The organism is Clostridium saudiense (genome assembly GCF_000577815.1).
Taxonomy (GTDB): domain Bacteria; phylum Bacillota; class Clostridia; order Clostridiales; family Clostridiaceae; genus Clostridium; species Clostridium saudiense.
Genome location: NZ_CBYM010000024.1, coordinates 23,670 through 45,001 on the forward strand (window position 1 = coordinate 23,670; position 21,332 = coordinate 45,001).

Annotated in this window: 20 protein-coding genes; 5 read left to right on the forward strand and 15 right to left on the reverse strand. The window is 25.9% G+C overall.

What is annotated here, in order from left to right; all coding sequences use genetic code 11:
* Positions 1 to 61: 61 nt before the first annotated feature.
* The 5 genes from TY07_RS11650 to TY07_RS11670 all read right to left on the reverse strand — a co-directional run bounded on the left by TY07_RS11650 (position 62) and on the right by TY07_RS11670 (position 6,458).
* Positions 62 to 1,468 (reverse strand): ABC transporter substrate-binding protein, encoded by a 1,407-nt coding sequence (locus TY07_RS11650; protein ID WP_042399929.1) that lies wholly within the window; start codon positions 1,466 to 1,468, stop codon positions 62 to 64.
* 321 nt (positions 1,469 to 1,789) lie between these two features.
* Positions 1,790 to 3,748, reverse strand: a complete 1,959-nt coding sequence (locus tag TY07_RS11655; protein WP_042399932.1) for a glycoside hydrolase family 127 protein — start codon at positions 3,746 to 3,748, stop codon at positions 1,790 to 1,792.
* A 246-nt stretch (positions 3,749 to 3,994) separates the two neighbouring features.
* A complete protein-coding gene (locus TY07_RS11660; RefSeq protein WP_042399935.1) occupies positions 3,995 to 5,029 on the reverse strand; it encodes a LacI family DNA-binding transcriptional regulator in 1,035 nt (344 codons plus the stop codon).
* A 151-nt stretch (positions 5,030 to 5,180) separates the two neighbouring features.
* The gene (locus TY07_RS11665) at positions 5,181 to 6,023 is read right to left on the reverse strand and encodes an Mrp/NBP35 family ATP-binding protein (protein ID WP_042399938.1); all 843 of its coding nucleotides are present in this window, start codon (positions 6,021 to 6,023) and stop codon (positions 5,181 to 5,183) included.
* A 105-nt stretch (positions 6,024 to 6,128) separates the two neighbouring features.
* Positions 6,129 to 6,458, reverse strand: coding sequence for a hypothetical protein (locus TY07_RS11670; RefSeq protein WP_042399941.1), 330 nt, complete (start codon positions 6,456 to 6,458; stop codon positions 6,129 to 6,131).
* Positions 6,459 to 7,193: 735 nt separating this feature from the next.
* On the opposite strand from TY07_RS11670, the gene TY07_RS11675 reads away from it, so the two are divergent.
* Entirely contained in the window at positions 7,194 to 8,591 is a 1,398-nt protein-coding gene (locus tag TY07_RS11675) for a GGDEF domain-containing protein (protein ID WP_198133996.1), read from the forward strand.
* 27 nt (positions 8,592 to 8,618) lie between these two features.
* Positions 8,619 to 9,917 carry an ABC transporter substrate-binding protein gene (locus TY07_RS11680; RefSeq protein ID WP_042399949.1) on the forward strand — a complete coding sequence of 433 codons (1,299 nt, stop codon included), beginning with the start codon at positions 8,619 to 8,621 and terminating at the stop codon, positions 9,915 to 9,917.
* 120 nt (positions 9,918 to 10,037) lie between these two features.
* Here the strand turns inward: TY07_RS11680 and TY07_RS11685 are convergent, their stop codons facing one another.
* The 4 genes from TY07_RS11685 to TY07_RS11700 all read right to left on the reverse strand — a co-directional run bounded on the left by TY07_RS11685 (position 10,038) and on the right by TY07_RS11700 (position 12,290).
* Positions 10,038 to 10,385 carry a hypothetical protein gene (locus tag TY07_RS11685; RefSeq protein WP_042399951.1) on the reverse strand — a complete coding sequence of 116 codons (348 nt, stop codon included), beginning with the start codon at positions 10,383 to 10,385 and terminating at the stop codon, positions 10,038 to 10,040.
* Positions 10,386 to 10,510: 125 nt separating this feature from the next.
* Complete coding sequence (locus TY07_RS11690; protein ID WP_042399953.1) at positions 10,511 to 11,023, reverse strand: putative ABC transporter permease; 513 nt, start codon at positions 11,021 to 11,023, stop codon at positions 10,511 to 10,513.
* A gap of 128 nt (positions 11,024 to 11,151) precedes the next feature.
* Complete coding sequence (locus tag TY07_RS11695) at positions 11,152 to 11,904, reverse strand: phosphatase PAP2 family protein (RefSeq protein WP_242833257.1); 753 nt, start codon at positions 11,902 to 11,904, stop codon at positions 11,152 to 11,154.
* Positions 11,905 to 12,056: 152 nt separating this feature from the next.
* Positions 12,057 to 12,290 (reverse strand): hypothetical protein, encoded by a 234-nt coding sequence (locus TY07_RS11700; protein WP_042399959.1) that lies wholly within the window; start codon positions 12,288 to 12,290, stop codon positions 12,057 to 12,059.
* Positions 12,291 to 12,594: 304 nt separating this feature from the next.
* Here TY07_RS11700 and TY07_RS11705 point away from each other — a divergent pair, with 304 nt between their 5' ends.
* On the forward strand, positions 12,595 to 13,266 hold the full coding sequence (locus TY07_RS11705) for a polysaccharide deacetylase family protein (RefSeq protein ID WP_195948587.1): 672 nt from the start codon (positions 12,595 to 12,597) through the stop codon (positions 13,264 to 13,266).
* A 63-nt stretch (positions 13,267 to 13,329) separates the two neighbouring features.
* Here the strand turns inward: TY07_RS11705 and TY07_RS11710 are convergent, their stop codons facing one another.
* A complete protein-coding gene (locus TY07_RS11710) occupies positions 13,330 to 13,572 on the reverse strand; it encodes a hypothetical protein (protein ID WP_042399962.1) in 243 nt (80 codons plus the stop codon).
* Between the two features lie 302 nt (positions 13,573 to 13,874).
* On the opposite strand from TY07_RS11710, the gene TY07_RS11715 reads away from it, so the two are divergent.
* Positions 13,875 to 14,261: a carboxypeptidase-like regulatory domain-containing protein gene (locus TY07_RS11715; RefSeq protein WP_042399965.1), complete on the forward strand. Its 387-nt coding sequence runs from the start codon at positions 13,875 to 13,877 to the stop codon at positions 14,259 to 14,261.
* 87 nt (positions 14,262 to 14,348) lie between these two features.
* Here TY07_RS11715 and TY07_RS11720 read toward each other — a convergent pair whose 3' ends face one another.
* From TY07_RS11720 to TY07_RS11735, 4 genes are all read right to left on the reverse strand, one after another.
* Entirely contained in the window at positions 14,349 to 16,427 is a 2,079-nt protein-coding gene (locus tag TY07_RS11720) for a sensor domain-containing diguanylate cyclase (RefSeq protein WP_042399968.1), read from the reverse strand.
* 224 nt (positions 16,428 to 16,651) lie between these two features.
* The gene (locus TY07_RS11725) at positions 16,652 to 16,888 is read right to left on the reverse strand and encodes a TIGR04540 family protein (protein ID WP_042399971.1); all 237 of its coding nucleotides are present in this window, start codon (positions 16,886 to 16,888) and stop codon (positions 16,652 to 16,654) included.
* 110 nt (positions 16,889 to 16,998) lie between these two features.
* Positions 16,999 to 17,529, reverse strand: coding sequence for a cob(I)yrinic acid a,c-diamide adenosyltransferase (locus TY07_RS11730; protein ID WP_042399974.1), 531 nt, complete (start codon positions 17,527 to 17,529; stop codon positions 16,999 to 17,001).
* An 80-nt stretch (positions 17,530 to 17,609) separates the two neighbouring features.
* Positions 17,610 to 18,632 (reverse strand): YeiH family protein, encoded by a 1,023-nt coding sequence (locus TY07_RS11735; protein WP_042399977.1) that lies wholly within the window; start codon positions 18,630 to 18,632, stop codon positions 17,610 to 17,612.
* A gap of 166 nt (positions 18,633 to 18,798) precedes the next feature.
* Here TY07_RS11735 and TY07_RS11740 point away from each other — a divergent pair, with 166 nt between their 5' ends.
* Entirely contained in the window at positions 18,799 to 19,707 is a 909-nt protein-coding gene (locus TY07_RS11740) for a LysR family transcriptional regulator (protein ID WP_042399978.1), read from the forward strand.
* 176 nt (positions 19,708 to 19,883) lie between these two features.
* Here the strand turns inward: TY07_RS11740 and cls are convergent, their stop codons facing one another.
* Positions 19,884 to 21,323 carry a cardiolipin synthase gene (gene cls / locus TY07_RS11745; protein ID WP_042399979.1) on the reverse strand — a complete coding sequence of 480 codons (1,440 nt, stop codon included), beginning with the start codon at positions 21,321 to 21,323 and terminating at the stop codon, positions 19,884 to 19,886.
* Positions 21,324 to 21,332: the final 9 nt, after the last annotated feature.

Genomic DNA, 21,332 nt, shown 5'->3' on the forward strand with positions numbered 1-21,332 from the left:
CTCTATAAATTATGCAAAACCCATCTCCTATGATGGATTTTGCATTTATTAAAAAATATTATTATTGAATTGCGTTATCAACTTCATCCTTAGCATAATCTAAAGCATCTTGTACACTTTCTCCATCTTCGAATATACTATTTAAAGTTGTAGTACAGAATACTTCATTAATTGAAGGGCTATTAGCAACAACTTTGCATAATCCAATTTCATCTCTTATTTCTTTTAAAACATCAAAAGGATTGTTTTGGAAGTATTGAACATATTGGTTATCTGGATTATTAGTAACTTCTTCGTTATCCCAAACAGCAGTGTTAACTGGATCAAAGCCTAGTATTTCCCAAACCTTTATATTACCTTCTTCTGAAAGCTTAGCAAATGCTAAGAATTCTTTAGCTAAATCCTTAGCTTCACATTGGTTAGTAACAACAGTACCAGTACCTCCCCCACCAACTGAGCGGTCTTGACCTTCTTCAAAAACAGGAGCTGGAGCTATAGCAATTTTACCTGATAACTCTGGCATATAGTTAATAAATCTTGACATATACCACATTGGCATAATAGCACAAGCATAATTTCCATTGTTGTATTCACCAAAAGCTTCTTCATTATCAGGTTGTCCACCTGCAATTGTTGCAATAGCATTACTATCTTGAAGATCCTTTAATGTTGTTAGCACCTTTTCCATTTCAGGTGTATCAATTTGTGGATTACCTTTATCATCAGTATAATCACTTCCAAGTTCTGATATCATTAATGATTCAGTCCATATAGAACCTGTATCAGCTGTTCCTAAATATTTTCCAGTAGCATCATAATATTTACTACCTGCTTCTTTAAAGTCATCCCAAGTTTTAATTGTTGTATAATCAATACCTGCAGCTTCTAATAATTCAGTATTATAGAATGCAACTGTTGCTCCAACATGTGTTGGTAAACCATATACTTCTCCATCTGAACTATAAAGATTAAGTCTTGATTCAACTATAGAATCTTTATAAGGTTCAACTACATCTGTTAAAGTTTCTAATTGTGGTACACCTTTTAAGAAATTAGGAAATTGTCCAACTTCAATATCACATAAATCTGGAGCACCCTTTCCTGCTAATAATGAAGATTGTAATTTAGTATGCATATCTCCATAAGGTAAAACTGTTAATTTTAAATTAATTGTCTTATCTGGATTTTGCTCATTCCACTCTTTAACCATTTCTTGATAAAACTGAGCATGTAATTCAACGAATGTCCACATTTCAAGTTCAGTACCATTTTCATCACCTGCTGTTAATATTTGTGCTTCCTCTTCTGAAGACTCATCTGAAGTTTCATCACTATCAGATTCACTTGAAGAGTTCGAACTTCCAGTACCACTATTACCACTTGATCCACATCCAACCATTAACCCCGTAGTTACTGATGTGGCTAGTATTAATCCCATTAACCTCTTAAACGTTTTCATCTTAACCATAATATCCCTCCATAAATACATAATATATATTACAAAAGCTATTGCTTATGTAGACATTTAATAAATTTCCACCCTTTTTTCCTTACATACTTTTATCCAATTATTTTATTTTCATTTTCTTGAATTAGTACAATATTATTGTAACTAATAGCACCTAATATTGTCAATACATTTCCAGTTATTTTTTCCAAAACATTGAAAATATTTTCTGCATTTTATTGACAATTAATTAAAAATCTAAATATTGTACTTACAATAATATTTATAATTATTTTTTAAAATAATAATAATCCATATTATACTTACATTTCAATATTGGATTTAAATAATATCAGCCTTCATCCAAACAATCATTTCACCTTTTTTCCTATTACCCCAATAACAATATGGTATTGCCTTTAATTTAATATCATTTAAAACAGGTCTTTTATTTAAATACAATTTTTCTTTACTTGAATTTTTGTCATCTACTTTTTTTCCATTAACATATAATAAAGTTGTTCCCCCTAATAAATTTTCATCATATATTTCACTAATTTCCTCCGCGGTATTAACCATAATTCCTGAAAGATTACTTCCATTATCAACTTCCTCTAAACAATATACTAATGGACCTTTTGTTATTGCTACTTTTGCAAAATCAGCTCTTAATAATGGATTTGAATACATAAATCTTGCCGGTGAATCAAATTTAACTTTTATAATATCATCATTAAAACTTCCATTAATAACTGCAAATCCTTTATTTACTTCAAATAAGCAACTTTTACCATTTATAGTTATATTAAAATTCTCTGCATAATCAGGTATTCTAATTGCAATTGAAGCCTTATTATCATTGTTAGATGATACCTTTAAATTTATATTATTGTCATTTGGGAAGTCTGTAACAAGTTCAACATAAATATTCTTTTCTTCCAATTCTACTACTGATGTATTTGAAACAAATAAATTAATATATAAAGTGTCTTTAGCCTTCATATAAATATATTGTCCTAATGAAGCTAATGTTCTTGCTATATTAGGGGGGCAACATGCTACACCAAACCATTTTTGCCTTACTGGTTTTACATGTTCTTTACTTGTACGTGATAAACAAGAGTCTGGCCATACCTCTAACGGATTTACATAAAAGAAGCTCTTTCCATCCATAGAAATTCCAGAAATCACCGTATTATATAATGCTCTTTCTACTACATCTATATATTTTGCTTTTCTTGTTATCTTAGCCATTCTTAATCCAAATAAAGCTAACCCTATAGATGCACATGTTTCTGAATAATTACTATCATTAGGTAAATCATAATCAGTTGTAAATCTTTCTAATAATCCTGATGATCCTATACTTCCTGTTATATACATTCTTTTATCAACTATATTCTTCCATAATATTTCACAAGCTTTAAATAATTCGCTATCATTATATTCACATGCCAAATCCGCCATAGCACAATACATATAAACAGCTCTTACAGCATGTCCCTCTGCTGTTTTCTGTTCTCTTACTGGTAAATGTGATTGTGAATATAATGGACTATACCCATCAAATTCTGGAAAAATCCTTTTAAATTTTTCACTCTTTTGTTCTTCTAGGAAGTAATTAGGAGATTTCCCTCTTTCATCTATAAAATATTTTGCCATATCTATATACTTTTTTTCATTTGTAATTTCATATAACTTAACTAATGCTAATTCTATCTCCTGATGTCCAGGATATCCATGATTTTTTCCTGCTTCTTTTCCAAAAGTATCACAAATCAAATCAGCAAATTTAATCATAATATTCAAAAATTTATCTTTTCCTGTAGCATTATAATATGCTATAGCAGCCTCTAATAAATGTCCTGCTGTATATAACTCATGTCCCTCCATTAAATTTGTCCATCTTAATTCTGGCTCCTTTATAGTGAAATAAGTATTCAAATATCCATCTTCGCATTGAGCTCTTCCTATTAAATCTATTACCTCATCTGCAGTAGCTTCTAAGTTTTTATCTTTATCTGTTGCTAAAGTATACGCTACTGCTTCCAACCATTTTGCTACATCTGTATCTTGAAAAACTGCTCCACCAAATTCACCACTACTTTCTCCTGCTGCAATTTTAAAATTCTTCAAGCAATGACTTGGTTCAGCGCCCTTAACATTATCATTTAATATATTCCACTGATAAGGAATTATTACATCCTTGACTAACTTAGTATATTTAGTCCAAAAGGCATCATTAATTTTTATTTTTTGCAGATTAACTGATTTCAACTTTTTATTATTCTCTAATCCCATTTTGACTCCTCCCTATTGTTTACTAAAACGTTTAATTACTTTCTAATATATTTATACCATATTTTTACTTATTTTAAAATTCATCCCTAATCTCTTTTTCATAATTATCCCAATATATCTCTTTTCTTCTCTTATTATCTCTAAATAATAATATAAACTAATTTAATTTGTTCTTAATATTTATACTTAAACGTTTAATAAAAAAAATAGGTATATCATAGCTTTTCTATGTTATACCTATAAGTACTATATTTTTCTTAAGGAATTTCCCTCTATAAATTTACATTTTATTTTGTATATTTTATTTGTAATCTTTTTATTATTCTCTACCAAGGATTTAATTAATACTTGCGCTGATTTTCTTCCTATTTCATACAATGGTAATGCCATAGTTGCTAATTTAGGGTTATACGCTTGACTTACTTCCCTATTGTCAAAACCTATAATAGAAATATTTTTACCAATTAATATACTTTTATTATTTAAGTAGTCATATACTCCTCCTGCCATAACATCATTCATTGAAAAAATTGCTGTAATACCTTGTTCAACTAACCTTTCAGCTGCTTCATATCCTGATTCCCTTTCCCAATCCCCATAATATAAAAAACTAGGATTAAAAAGTATATTGTTATCATATAAAGCTCTTTGATATCCTCTTAATCTTTCTTGAGTATGTATACTTTGTTGTAATCCACATATTACTCCAATTTTTTCATTTTCATTTTGAATAAGTCTACATGTAGCATCATATGCTGCTTCCTCATCATCAAAAATTATCGAAGAAAATTTATCTGATTTTACAAAACTATATGCTATTGTAATAGGTATTGGAAATTTTTCAGGAATACACTTAAGTTCCCTACAATGACATGCAATATATATAATTCCCTCTACTTGCTTAGATATCATTAATTTAAATTCTTCATTAACTCTTTTATAATATTTATCAGAGTTATAAAAATTTTTATCATATTTTTTATATAATCTTAGATTTCCAAGCACCAATTGATAACCTTGTTCATCACAATACTCATTAATTCCATCTACTATATTAGCAGTATTAAATACTGTTAAGTCTTCTGTAATTACTCCAATAGTTTTAGTATTTTTTTGCTTCAAATTTTGCGCAATTACATTTGGTGTATAATCTAATTTTTTTATTACATCCATTACCCTTTTTCTGGTCTCATCACTTGCCCCTGGCTTCCCATGTATGATGTTAGATACTGTTGCAATTGATACACCACTTTCTCTTGCAATTTCTTTTATTGTTGCCATTCTCATTCACCTTTATTAAACGTTTTATTTAAAATTATAGCAAATTTTAACTTTTATATCAATTATATACTATTTATTTCAAAAAAACTTAACATAAACAAAAAGTATCTAAGCTGCTATAAAAAGCTTAGATACTTTTTTAAATATAAATTTATAACATTAATTTTTTCTTTGATTTTGCTATTACCTTTTCAACTATAGGATCAAACAATTCAGCAATTTCTTCCTCTTCTTCAATTAATTCTAATGATCCATAATTAGTTATTGCCCTATGCATAGGTAACTCTCCTAAAAGTTCTACATTCATATCCTTTAAGAACTTTTCTGTATTTTCACCATTAAACAATTTTATTGTTTTATCACAATCTGGACATTTAATATAGCTCATATTTTCTATTACTCCAAATACATCAATATTCATTTTTCTAGCCATATTTATTGATTTAGAAACAATCATAGAAATCATATCTTGAGGAATAGAAACCATTACTACCCCTTTAATAGGAATAGACTGCATTACTGTCAGAGGAACATCCCCTGTTCCTGGTGGCATATCTATTATTAAGTAATCTAATTCTCCCCAATATACTCCAGTCCAAAATTGATTTACTACACTTACTATTGCAGGACCTCTCCAAATTACAGCTTCGTCTTCCTTTTCCACAACAAGATTTAAAGACATAACTTTAATTCCTTCACTACTTTCTACAGGGAAAATTAATTTTTCAGTCCCCATTGCTCTTTGTTCTTCTATATGAAGTAATCTTGGGATACTAGGACCCGTAATATCTGCATCTAAAATTCCTACAGAATATCCCCTTTGAACAAGCTGTCTTGCTAACATTACAGACATAGTAGATTTTCCTACTCCACCTTTTCCACTCATTACAGCTATAATGTTTTTTATTTTATTTGATGGATTATTTTGAATACCACATTTTTCTTCCTCTTTTCCACATTCGCCATTACTTGGGCATGAATTACAATTTGACATTTATTTCACCTCTTTATTTGGTATTATTTATCCTAAGTTTATTCCTCTTATGTTTCTTTGTCAAATCAGATAACACTTAATAAACATAATTTCCTATATATCAATTTAATATCCTTCATCATCATAATAATGATGTTGATAGTAATCATACTTTTCATCATAATAATCATAATCGTAATAATTATTGTAGTAATCATAATCATCAAAATAAAAATCTATTTTATTCTCATATTCATTATTATCTTTATTTATCAAATCATTTTTTTTACTATAATCATTTGTATTATAATCATGATTAAAATACTTTTGATAATATGTTTTTGGTGCGCCATATGAATCAGGTACTTTAATCTGAATCATACTTTCATTTCCTTTAGCAAGATATAATTCTATTAATAATACTATAAAAATTCCATTTATAAATATTTTTTTCATATATACTCCTTTATTTATATAAAAATATTCTAAATAATAAGTTTTTGCATGTTTTATATTTAATTCTTAATTTAAATTTAATCATAATTAAACTTTGATAAATCTTATTAAGATTAATGTGAATTATAGTAAAAATATATATTTTTTCGTATTTTTTTACTATTTTTATTTCATTTATACAATTATATACATTTATTGTTGAAGATGCTAAAATTAATTATAGGAGGTTTTCAATATAATTTTATAATTAATAGGTGGGATAAATATATTATGAATTCATTAACATTAACCAAAAAATACAATATTTACTTAAAATATTTCTTAATTTTTCTTTTTAGTATTTTAGCAATTATAAGTGAATTACTACTTCAAAACATTAACTTTGCATTTCCAATAACACTAAGCAGTATTTCACTGTTTATAATAATTGGACTTGCTAATGGAAAGAGTAGTTTTTTCATTATATTGTTAATAAATATTATTTTCTTTTTTACAAACGATTTCAACATATTGTCAACAATTGAATTTTTACAAGTATATTTTATGTGGTTTTTATATCAAAAAAACAAAAAAAATATTTTAATGAATGCTTTATTATTTATATTAATAATATCACTTCCTTTAATGTTGATTAACTTATACTTTACAAACAGTTCACTTGATATCAATACAGTATTTTTTTTCTTAATAATATTTTTAAATAAAATTTTCAATGCATTAGTTGCAGATTTATTTTTGCAATATATTTCATTAAGAAAAATAGTACCATTACCTACTAAACACGAAAAAAAGCTAACTTTATCAAATTTGTTAACGTATACTCTAATAGCTAGTGTTATAATCCCTGTTATAGTCTTTGTGATAATTGCAGTTATTAATACAGAAAAAGAAGTTAATTTAAAAGTAACAGAAGATTTACATCTTGCTTCTGATTATGTTAATGATAAAATTGAAAATTGGACAATAGAAGAAAAAAGCAATTTAAAGCTAAATAATCCTATTCACGTATCCAAATTATTAGATATTTTAAACGTATATGTTTCTACCTCCGACTCCACTATAAGTTTCTATTTAGTAGACTTTAATAATAAAATAATTAGTAATTTACCTAATAATGATTATTCATCATTAGGATTAAACTGGATAAAAGATGGATCAATTGATGAGTTTTCACCTGGCTTCTATACATGGTGGTCTCCTATTGACACTTCTTACTTAATCAAAAATTATTCTAAAGATTGTAACTATGTGTATGTAACCTCAATAGATAATTCAAAAATTTTAATTAGTATTCCATCATCTCAATACACTAGTACTATAATTTCAGGATACTTAGAATCATTAAAAATATTAATTCCTCTTGCATTAATACTATTCCTAGTTATTTCATTATTAAAAAATATTATTTTAAAATCAATTTCTAAAGTAATTATATTAAGTAGTGGTTTGCCTGAAAAACTTAAAAGTAAAGAAACAATAGTCTTTGAAAATAGTAATATACTTGAAATAGATTCTCTTATTTATAATTTTCAATCTATGGTAGATAACTTAAGTAACATGATTTTAGAAGCTGAAATAACAAATAAAAAACTAGAGGAATCAAGAAAATTACTATTTAAACAGGCAAATTATGATTATTTGACTGAATTACCAAACAGACAATATTTTATTGAACATGCCCAAAATACAATAAACGAATTTTCCAATAACAACTTATACAATGGAAAGAATGGAATAGCTATATTATTCCTTGATTTAGATAAATTTAAAATTGTAAATGATACATTAGGTCATTCGGCTGGAGATAAACTTCTTCAAATAATTGCAAAAAAAATGAAGGAAATACTTAATTCTTATGATAGTAATTCAGCTTGCGTAGCACGTTTAGGTGGCGATGAATTTGTCATTCAATTGATTTATAATGACAAATATGAAATCGAAGAGTTATCAACTAAAATTATTGAAACGATAAAACAACCAATTAATTTAGATAGTTCTACAATTACTGTTGGTGTAAGTATAGGAGTTGGATTATATCCTGAAGATGGAAATGATATTGAAAGCATTTTTATAAAATCAGATACATCGATGTATAAAGCTAAAGCTTCAGGCGGAAATGAAGTTTATATTTAGTATTTCTATATTTTAAGGAGAAAAAACATGATAAAACGACTAACACTTATAATTTTTTTAATATTTTCTTTATCATTTATTGGTTGTAGCTTTAATGATAAAAATACTACTGCTGATGAACTTATTTCACCATCGTTAAGCGCTGAAATTCCATCAGCAGATGAAAATAAAAATGCTACAGAATTTACATTAAATGTTTTATGTCATTCATATGATCATGATAAAATTAAGGACATATTTAATTCATTATATCCTAAAGCTACTATTAATATTACAGGAATGGATACTATGGATGCCAATGCAATAATTAATGCAGTTTCCGCTAATTCCGAAAACTCTCCCGATCTTATTATTTATTCATTAGATTATATAGGGGAATTTAATGCAATTAATGCTTTTGAAAACCTATTAAACGACTCATATTCTTTTGATAATATAAAAAATATTTTTCCTGAATCAGATATAAATTCTTGCATGTCAATGGATAAAAGTAAACTTATTGCCCTTCCATTTACACAAGCTTCTACAGTAACTTATTATAGGGCTGATATTTTGGAAGAACTCGGAATACCAAGTGAGCCTGAAGAATTAGCTCTAGCCATGGAAACTGCAGAAGGTTGGTTAGAAATTGCTAAGAAACTTAAAGAAAAAAATATTTATGCTCTTCAATGGAAAGATGCTTTTGTAAAGCTAACATTAAATTCTCAAGGAATCTTTGATGATAATATGAATTTAAACATTGAAAATGATAAAATGAGAGACGCCCTTTTAATTGCAAATGAAGCTTATAATTTAGGATTAATATCAAGATTAGATTTATGGACTGATGAAGGAAGAAATGCTGTACGCAATGGTGAAATAGCTATGATTCATTTAAATAAATGGGGAGAAGATTATTTAAAAGAAACTACACCAGACACTATTGGTAAATGGCGTGTTACTAGATTACCTCTTGGTTTATATAGTTCTGAAAATACAAATGCAATATCTATCGTTGCTACAAGTAAATATAAAACTCAAGCATGGAAATTAGCTAGAGCTCTTATACTTGATGAAAATAACTATTATAAATCAATTACATATGATAAAAGTGAATTTTTAGGAAATCAAGCTGCAAATCTTTTATATAGAGATATTTCTAACAATCTTCCTTTAATTAATAAAACAATGTTAGACGATACAGTATATTCCATACTATTAGAAGCAGTAAATAATCATACAGACAAGACTCTTGATATTGATAATTTTCTTTCCTCTATAAAAGTAAAAATTACTAATCAAATAGGTACTGAACAAGATATCTTATATAATTATATCAATAATTAAGAATGTGACTACATCGGATGATGTAGTCACATTCTTAATTTATATATAATCTATTTTTAAATATTATATATAAACCCATGATAACAATAAAATTTGTTATTATTGGTTTTATAACTTTATTTAAAATGATTTACCCCTTCTACTATTATTTATATAATTTATTCCTCTCATTTTAAATCTTTCATATTCATTTATATTATAAAAATGGTTTAAATCTGATACTAAAAATAATCCACTCATTATTAAATATTTTAAATCATTTAAATTATTTTTTTCTTCATCATTTGCAGCAACAATCTCATCACTTTCAAACTTCAAATCTTCATAATTCTTTAATGCTATTTTTAAATTCATTTTCATCTGTTCTTCAGTAAAATTTTTAAAATCCTCTTTTATAGCTTTCTCAATAAAAGCTATAAATTCAGTATTTATCTTTGCAAATTTTTCGTATGTACTAATCAAACTCATATCTTACCTCTTTCATTTTTAATTATTATTGGTTTTATTATATATTAATAATTAAAATTTTAAAACTTAAAAAAGATACTGTTATTTAAATTAATAACAATATCTTTTTATGTAAATCTAACTTTCTATTTCAAATTAATTTGTCCCTTATTCTTAAATTTTATTAATGTATACACCTCATCAAAGGTTAATAATATTATTAATAAAATTGCTAATATAGGCCATATAGGTTTTACTATACTATATATTCTTATTATTAAAAAAGGTTGTAAAAACTCTATAGTCAAAATACTAATAATAGTCCATGCTATAGAAAATCGTAAGCATATTATTCCTTTGTAATTATATCTTTCATTAAAATAATCCCAATAATCCTTATTAAAATATTTTCTCATTATAATACCCGTTGTGTATTCAACAGTAGTAGGAATAACAATTGATATAAATAATAAAAATATCTTATTAGGAAAAGCATTGTGTAATTGAATAATCCACGCCATAGCAATTGCATACATAGGCTTAAATGGTCCAATCAAAAAACCCTCTTCTTTATAATGTCCAGTAACTGCGTAACTAAAAACATTTTCTAATATCCATCCTAAAAATCCATAAATAAAAAAATTATACAAAAACTCCATATTGCTTCCTCCTTAGTATGTTTTTAGTTTTACTCATCTTTTTTAATTTATTCAAAACTCTGTTTATATTCTTATATAAAAAGAGCTCAAGAATATCTAATATTTAGATATTCTTGAGCTTGTTATTTTTATATTTTCCTACTAAAAAACTTTTTTTCATCACTATCAATAGCCTTAGTTTTTATTTTACTTTTTAAATTTGCTACTATTTTATCTTTTATTTTATATGGTATATCTAAAACTTTTTTTATCCTATCCTCACTTACTTTATTCATAAAATAAATTATTACTTCACATATAACCATAGCCCCTATAATATCTGCTACGAAATGTTGCTTTATAAAAACCGTAGATAAAATTATTAATGACCCTACAATTTGTGTATAATAAAAATTTTTCTTGTTTTTTTCATATTTAGTATATCGCATTATAAAATAGGTTGTTAATGCATGTAAAGATGGAAAGCAATTTACCGATCTATCAGCTGAATAAATAATATTAACTAAATAATTCAATACATTTGAATTTTCAATATTGGGTCTAATAATTTCTGTTGGATAGATATAATAAATACAGTAGCATATTCCCATTCCAATGAAAAATGATAAAAATGTTCTCATGTAATTTACTCGAGATTGTATTAATATAATTATAAATCCTATTACAATATACACATACCAATATACATATGGAATTATGAAAATTGAATTAAATTTCATAACTTTATCAAATATAGTCGCTAGATTATGTCCATTTTTAGTAATTGTACTTGCTATATAATAATTTATATTTATTAATGGTATAACCATAAACCATACTAAATCTAAAGTTCTTATTTGTATTTTATTGTTTACCTTTATTGTATTTAAGTTAATTTCCACCACTCCGCCCTCCAAATACTTAAATTTACACTTTATCTATTTTTATACTACTATTATAATACTATCTTACTCACTACTTTTCTATATAAAACAAAAAAATAACCAATTTCATAATAAATTGGTTATTTTTTATTATTTAAGTTTTAATAAATTTAACTATTTAATAATCTAAACATCTCTGCAACTGATTGCTTTATATTATCTGGAAGATTTTCTAAAGCTTTTTTTCTTTTTTTCTCATCTTGAATTTGTGCTATTCTCATTACTTCTTGTTGTAAACCAGGAGTTCTATTAAACTCTGCAACTAGTTTATTAAACCTATTAGCAAAATTAGGATCTTGTTTCATTTTTCTATCAATTTTCATGATTAATTCATATGGATTCATTTACCTTTAATCTCCTTGAATTCTTTCTAATTTATAATATTCCTTATATTTGTATATGTTCACAATAAAATTTTATCTATTAGTTTATTCTCTGTTTATAGCTTTGCATAAACTAATACTACTATTGGATAAAATACTATAGGAATTCAACATAAGGAGAGTTTATGATATGTATAATACAAATGAAAAATTTAAATTTAATAGGATTTTTAATTTTAACTTAGTCAATAAATCTAAAACAACACATAAATATCGAATTTATTCTTTAAAAAAACTTACGATTTTTCTATCTTCTTTTTTTATTATGATTAATATTTTTTATTATAATTTAAATTGTGAAGTGAATTCAAATCCAACTGAAAAAATTGTTTATTTGACCTTTGATGATGGTCCTAGTAAAAATACAGAACTAATACTTGATATTTTAAAGGATAATGATGTTCATGCAACATTTTTCATTATATCACCTTATATAGAGCCCCATATTAAATTTGTAGAAAGAGCATACAAAGAAGGGAATGCAATTGGCAATCATACCGCTGATCATGAGTTTCAACACATCTATACCTCAGAAGAAGCATTTTTTAATAACTTTGAAAAGCAACAAAAGTTCATTAAAGAAACAACCGGTAGTGATTGTACAATTTTTAGATTTCCTGGTGGGTCTCATAATACTATTGTAGCTAATTCTAGAGGTAAAGACTTTACTAAAAACATAACTAAAAAGCTTAATGAACAAGGCATAAATGTTTATGACTGGAATGTAGATTCTGGAGATGCAAAAGGAAATAATATACCTGCCGAAACACTTATTCAAAATGTTGCTAAAAACATTAAAGATAAAGAGGGTAACTATAAAAATCCAGCTATTATTTTAATGCATGACTGTATGACAAAAACTACTACAGTAGAAGCTTTACCAGGAATAATTAAGCTACTAAAAAATGAAGGATATACATTCAGAACATTGAAATAATTTAAGATAAAAAAATGTTAAATCCAAACTAATATTTAGTTAAGATTTAACATTTTTACTAAATTAATATTCTATTCCTGCAGCTGCTATATTTTCCTTATCTCTTGATGAACAAGGAGTAACACCATATGTCATTTTGCAATAAGGACAATTATCAACTAATTTTTTCATTGTAAATGTCTTTCCACAACTACATTCTATTTCATGAGGAGTTGCTAAAGGGAAGTCTGCTTTTCCTTTACTTCTAACTAAGTCAACTACTGATTTCCCATCTTTTTTATTCATATTTCCGCATCCACAGCTCATTTATTTTTCCTCCTTAAATATATAGATGTATTATAATCTTAATTATACAAATAATTAATTATTATTTCAGTAACATTTGTTACATTATTTCTTATTAAATAATAATTTTTATTGTATATTTTCATTTAATAATATTTCTACTATCAATATTATTATCTTCTATTTAATCACTTCATATTACTCCTTTGTTAATTTATCCCTCCAAGCTTTATTTACATAAATAACTTTTGATTTTATGTACACATTGTTTTCTTCTAAGAATATATTATAGTATATTACGATAAACTTAGGAGGATAAATTCATGAGCGGAAGAATAGGAAATTGTATTTTTAAGACTGGGTATAATGAACAAATAGATGCAGTTGTTAAATTACCAAAAGAAACTAGAAGCTGTATATTTGGTACAGTACTTGATGAAAATGGACTACCTGTAGCTGATGCAGTAGTTAAATTACTCCAAGTTAATGATAAGTGTGACTATCCAATTCCATTAACTCATACTTTCACTGACGATAATGGCCAATTCTTATTAGGTCCTTTATGTCCAAATACAACTTATATGTTAAAGATTTTTAAAGATAATACTCAAATTATCCGTAAATGTTTAAAGGTTAGTTGTTTTAAAGGATCTTGTATAAGTGCTGCTACTGCTGGAAGCGACAATGAATCTACTGGTTGCGGATGCTAATTTTAAATTGCAACTCATAATTTTATACAAAAGATAAATAAAAGGGACTGTAAAATAGTCCCTTTTAGTTTATATTTCTTTAAAACGCTAATAATTAACTACTCTATTACGTCCAAATAATTTAGCTAAATATAAAGCTTCATCAGCAAGTTTTATATGCTTATTAAAATATTTATCATCTTTCAAGTAATTATATACTCCTATACTTACAGTAACATTTATTTTTTTAGAATCAACAATAAAGTTATAGTTCTCAATATTTTTTCTGATATTATTTGCTAGTACTGATACATACTCCTTATTGCTACTATTAACTACAATAAGAAATTCTTCTCCTCCATATCTTCCGATATATCCATTGCCTTTAATATCCTTTTTCATAAGGTCACTTATAGTTTTTAGTACATAATCACCTGTAGCATGCCCATAATTATCATTTATACTTTTAAAATAATCAATATCCATAATCATTACAGAACATCCTTTATTATTTTGAATTATAGTTTGTCCTCTTTTAAGTATTTCTTTTCTATTATAAACATCTGTTAACCAATCATGAGTTGCTGAATACTCTATATTTTTAAATAACTTGGCATTTTCAAGTGCAATTGCAATATATGACGCTAGTATTTCTAGCTTTTTAACAGTATTTTTATTATATGAATTTTTCTTATAGCTTTGTACAGTTAATATTCCTAATACTTCATTTTCAACTACTATAGGACAAAATATTGCTGATTTTATGTTTTTAACATTACAATTATCATCTTCAATACCTTTATTTCTACTTGGAACATATTTTCTATATTCATTTTCCATATCATTAATAACTATATTTTCTTTATTTTTATAACACCATGTTCCAAAGTTTTCTTCTTCTAAAGCTGATATGCCACAATTTTTTCTTTTTCTGTTGACAATAAATAAATCATATTTCAATATTTTTTCTTCTTTGCTATATGAGGCTATTCCAAAAACATCTGCCTCCATTAATTCTTTTACTTCTTCATATATTACTTCTAAATTTCTCTCAATTTTTAAATCTGAAGTGAATTTTTTACCTATCCCTGATAGTAAATCTATTTCTTGATATAGCTCTCTATAAATTTTTGCTTCTCTTGTTATTTCCTTATTATGTAGTCTTGCAAGCCAACTACTACTCTTGTTATTAAAAATTTCTTTTTCTATTTCTAAATGTTCTTTTAAAAACTTATACGCCTCTTCATATCTTTTTAGTTGTGCATATAATTCATTTAACTCGTAACATATTTCACTTTTATCTAATAATGAGTTTAAACTATTTACCTCATTAAAAGCTTCAATTAACTTTTTCTCTGCTTTATCCAATTCACCAATTCTATTATAATGTTTAGCCCATCGCCTTAATGTTTTTACAATATAAATAATATTTTTAAAACTTTTAGCGCTTTTAATTGCCACTTCAAAATCTATTTCTGCTTCTTTATTTTTCCCAAGTTTTGAATTTGCCTCTGCCCTAATGGAAAGAATCTCACACTCATATATCCAGCATCCTAGCTCTTTAATTAATTCTATTGCAACTTCACAACACTCATATCCCTTATTAATATCACCAGAAATTACTTCTACTTCAGCTAAGGTTATATAATAAACTATTAATTCACTTCCCTGTATTTGTCTATAAACTTCATTTATTTTATTTAATAGTCTTTTAGCCTCATCATATTTTCTATAATCCATATATGATATTGCTGTATTAATCATTAAATGAATTAATGCTTTTTCATCATTTTCTTTTTCTGCTAAATCTATTCCTGATAATCCACTTTCTATCGCTAGCTCTAAATTTCCTAATCTTGTATAATCCGCTAATAATCCATTATATGAAAATATAAGTCCTTTTACACAATTATTTTTAATAAATATTTCATTAGCATCTAGTCTATACTTGCAAGCATTTGTATAATCACTAATTGTAAAACAATACCACCCAATATACATTAAACACCATCCATAAGCAAGCTCATATTCTTTATTTAGCGCTATTTCCATTACTAAATCAAGAATTTCTTTAGCCTTTTCTGGATTAGATTTTATATATTCAGGAAAAATAGATATAAAGTATTCTATGTGATTTTCATCCTCTTCAAATTTACGTAAATTATATTGTAATTCATTATTCTCCATCACAATACCTTCCTTTCCTAGCGCAGTAGTATATTTTGGGAACAAATTGTAGATTTATTTTACCATATTTTTTTATTTTTTAAAATATATTAATCCTCTTTTTAAATTTACTATTTTTTTAATAAGTTTTTAAATATAATTAAATATTATTTTTCACAATAAAAAAGTTAGTATTTAACGTAACCTAAGATAATTACTAAATACTAACTTTAAATTTCATCTAATTATAAATTGTTATCAGCAGCTATTTTATCAACTATAGATTTTCTTTCTTCTCCAATTGCTGCAATTAATTTAGTTGGCATAAATCCATTTTTATATATTCTATCATCATTAGCCTTTATCATAGCTACAACTGTTGCTTCTAGCTTTTCATATGATAATAAATCATCTTGATATAAATCTACTACATCTTTTAGCTTTGTAGCCAATTCTTTTGGATTTCTATATACTGCTCTCATATATTACTCCTTTTTATTTTATCTTTTTTGTTAAATGTGTTTAAAAAGTAGAATTTTATTTTTATAGCACATATTGTATTATATATTAAGTAAATTAAATTGACTAGCCCCTATAATTCTATTCCAACCCTAGATGGAATACCTTCTTTAAAGGGATGTTTGATACACTTCATTTCTGTTACGTAATTAGATAATTCCACTAGTTCATCTTTGGGATCTCTACCTGTCATTACAACCTCTAATGATTTAGGTTTATTTCTTAAAAATTCTATTACATCATTTAATTCTATAAATTCATTATTTATAGTAGCTATTATTTCATCTAATATTAATAAATCATACTCTTCTTTATTTATTATGTCCTTAATTTCCTGAAACCTTTTAGTATGTTCTATTTTAGCTTGTAACTTTTCTTCCTCATTCATATTCCAAACAAATTTATTAACTGGTTTTCCTGGGAAAAATGTAATATACTCATCTAACTTCTCTAATGATATTAATTCTCCACTTTTACCACTTTTCAAAAACTGAGTAATGAATACTTTCTTCTTTCTTCCCGCTGCTCTTATAGCTAACCCCATTGCTGCTGTTGTTTTACCTTTGCCATCACCACAGTATATATGTATAAGTCCATTATCCATTATTTCCACCTCTAAAAATATCTTATAATTATTTTAATAATAATACTTTTATATTTTCACGTTGTCAACTTTAACTGTTGTTAAAGTAAAATTGCTATTAATGCTAGTGCTGATATTATTTGAAGTGTTCCTACTCCTAATGCATATAAAGATACAGCTTTTCCTTGTTTAAGCAAATCTCTTACATTTACTCTTAATCCAATTGCAGCTAAAGCAATTATTTCTAAATTGTTACTTATTTCTTTACATATATGAGATATATTATTAGGTATTATTTTCAAAGAAAATAATGCACAAGTTACAAAAAATCCTATTACATACCAAGGAATTCTAACTTTTCCCTTTTTAATATCTGTTGCTTCTTCTTCGATTATTTCTTCATTAGTTTTATTTTTTATATGTCCAAATACAAATACTACAACAACAAGTAATACAACTCTTAATATTTTAAATATCATAGCCATATCCTTTACTTGCTCACCAACCATAGCTCCACTAGCTGCCACTTGTCCAACGGATTGTAAAGTTCCGCCTATTAATGCTCCTGTAGCTAAAGTATCATTTTTAAATAATGCCTTTGATATTAATGGTAAAATAAACATTAAAACAATACCTGTTATATTTACTATAGTTATTGAAATTCCCTTATCTTTATCATCAGCTTCTATTACAGGTGCTGTTGCTGCTATAGCTGATGAACCACATACGGCATTTCCACTAGCCATTAAAAATCTAAAATTTTGACTAAATCCTAATTTTTTTCCTATATAAATAGCACCAACAATAGTTATTGCCATTTGTATTATTATGAAAGCAAATCCACCTATACCAAGCTCTAATAATGTTCCTATACTTAATGTTGCTCCTAATAAAACTATAGAATATGATAATATATCTGTCTCTGAAAATTTATATCCTTTTTGAAATACATCTTGATTTAAAAATAAATTTCCTACAAACATCCCTAAAAATATAGATATAGTACCAGCACCTAATTTAGGGACAAATTTTGCAATAAACATTCCAACTAATGCTACTGCTAATGCAACCAAAAATCCTGGTACTATACCTTTAATATACTCTATAAATTTATTTTCCTTCATATTATCACTCCGAATCTTTTATTATTTAAATCTTTATACTATTAGTATATCCACCTCTTATTCATTAGTAAAATAAATCTTAATCATAATAATCATTACTTTTTTTAATAATTAGTGTATAATAATATTATTACTTTATACTTAATTACATAAGGAGGGCTTTAAAATGATTGAAGAACTTAAAACTTTTATCTCTGTAGTTGATTATAAAAATTTTACTAAAGCAGCAGAATATTTGAACTTATCTCAACCTAGTGTTAGTACTCATATCAAAAATTTAGAAAATATATTTGGAGTTACTTTAATAAACAGATCAATAAAACAAAAAACTATATCTATTACCGAAAGTGGATACACACTTTATAAAAGGGCTAAAGAAATAATAAGTTTATTAGATGTAACATTTATCGATGTTAAAAACTTATCCTCTTCTGTTAAAGGTAGCTTAAAAATAGGCGCTAGTTTAACTATAGGAGAATATATACTCCCTAAATTTTTAGCTATTTTTTCAAAAAAATATCCTGATGTTGATATTGAAGTTATAATCGAAAATACAGCTCTTATTTCTAGTGAATTAAAAAAATTTAAATTAGATATAGGCCTTATAGAAGGAGCTGCTTCATCATCCTTATTTAAACAAGAATATTTTTTACATGATGATATGGTATTAGCGATACCTTACACTGATCCATTAAAATCTACTGAATTTAACATTGAAAATCTTCAGAACAAAGCTTGGATTGCAAGAGAAGATGGCTCTGGAACTCGAGAATATCTAGATTTATTCTTTACAGAAAATAAAATAATTCCTAAAAGTATGATGGTATTAGGAAGTAACCTAGCTGTTAAAGAAGCTGTTAAAAATAACTTAGGGATAACTATAATTTCTAAACATGTTATTGCAGAAGACGAAAATAGAAATGAGATATCTAGTATAAAACTTGATAATCATTTCACTCGTTCCCTTTCATTTATTTATCCTAAAGAATTAACACTTTCAAAAGCTGCTAGTATATTTTTAGATGAGTTAAAAGATTATTCTAGAATTATACAACTTGAAAGTACAAAAAAATAAATGTATTTTTCTATAGGAATTAATATAAATTCTATTAAGATTCTATATTAATTCCTTCTAGTAATACATTTATTTTTTATCAGATTGTCTGACTTACATACATTTTAAAACTAAATTAATGTTTATAATACTTTATATAATTTTATTTTTCTTATTTTATTTATTACAATATAACTTTATAGTATATCTGATAATAATCTTGAAATAGATTCCTTAACCTTAACAATTGTACTTCTTTTATTATACTTTTCTATAGTTAACTCTTCACATTTCATCATATCTTTTTCAAATTCATATTTTTGCTCTTTTGCTATTTTTTCTGAATATATAACTGAAATAACTTCAAAATTCAATTCAAAACTTCTTGTATCCATATTAGCAGTTCCTATTGAACAAATTTTATCATCTATAACTATAGTTTTTGCATGTAAAAACGCATTTCTATCGTAATGATATACTTTTACTCCTTCTTTTATTAATTCACCTGCATAAACTAAATTTGCCCAATATACAAAAGGGTGATCACCTTTGCCTGGTAACATTATTCTTACATCAACACCTGAAGCAGCTGCTAATTTTAAACTATCTGAAATACTATTATCAATTATTAAATATGGAGATTGTATATAAAGATATCTTTTTGCTTTTTGTATCATTTTTAAATATGCTAACTTTATTTCATACCTATCACTTAAATCTGGTCCACTTGATACTATCTGCATTCCTATATTAGATTTTTTTAGCTCATCTTCATTAATTTCTAATACATGATTTAATGTAACTTCTTCTTTCGTAGCATATCTCCAATCTGCTAAAAATCTTAAATTTAAATCCTTAACTGCACTACCTTTAAATTTTATGTGAGTGTCTCTCCAATATCCAAACTTATCATCTTTTCCTAAATATTCATCGCCAACATTAAATCCACCAACAAATCCAATTTTATTATCTATCACAACGATCTTTCTATGGTTTCTAAAGTTCATATTAATATTAATAAGTTTTAGCCATGAAGGGAAAAATTCACCAACCTTACCTCCAACATCAGTTAATTTCTTAAGCACATTTCTATTTAAAGATCTACTTCCAACTGAATCATATAATAATCTAACTTCTACTCCTTCTTTAGCTTTTTCTTCTAATATATTTAATATCTCAGTACCTATATTATCATTCTTAAATATATAAAACTCTATATTTATACTTTGTTTAGCTTTTTTTAAACTTGTCAATAATTCTTCAAAAAACAAAGTTCCATCTGAATACATATAAACATCATTATTACTTCTATAAGGAGAATAATCTGTTGCTTCAAGAGCTCTAATCATATCAATATTTTCTATATCAATATTTTCATCTTTTAAACTTTCTCTTTCTTTAACTTGATTTGTGTAATTTTCAAATATTTTTAGCTCTGCATTTTTAAACCCAAACATATTAGCTTTATTCATTTTTCTACCAATTAGTATAAACACGATAAAACCTATAAATGGTGCCAAATATAAAACCAAAGTCCAAGCTATGATATTGTTAGCTGAACGTTTTTCTTTGAATATCATATATAATATTGTTACCAAATTAATTATATGAATTAAAACAGTTATGACCTTAAACATATCTTCATC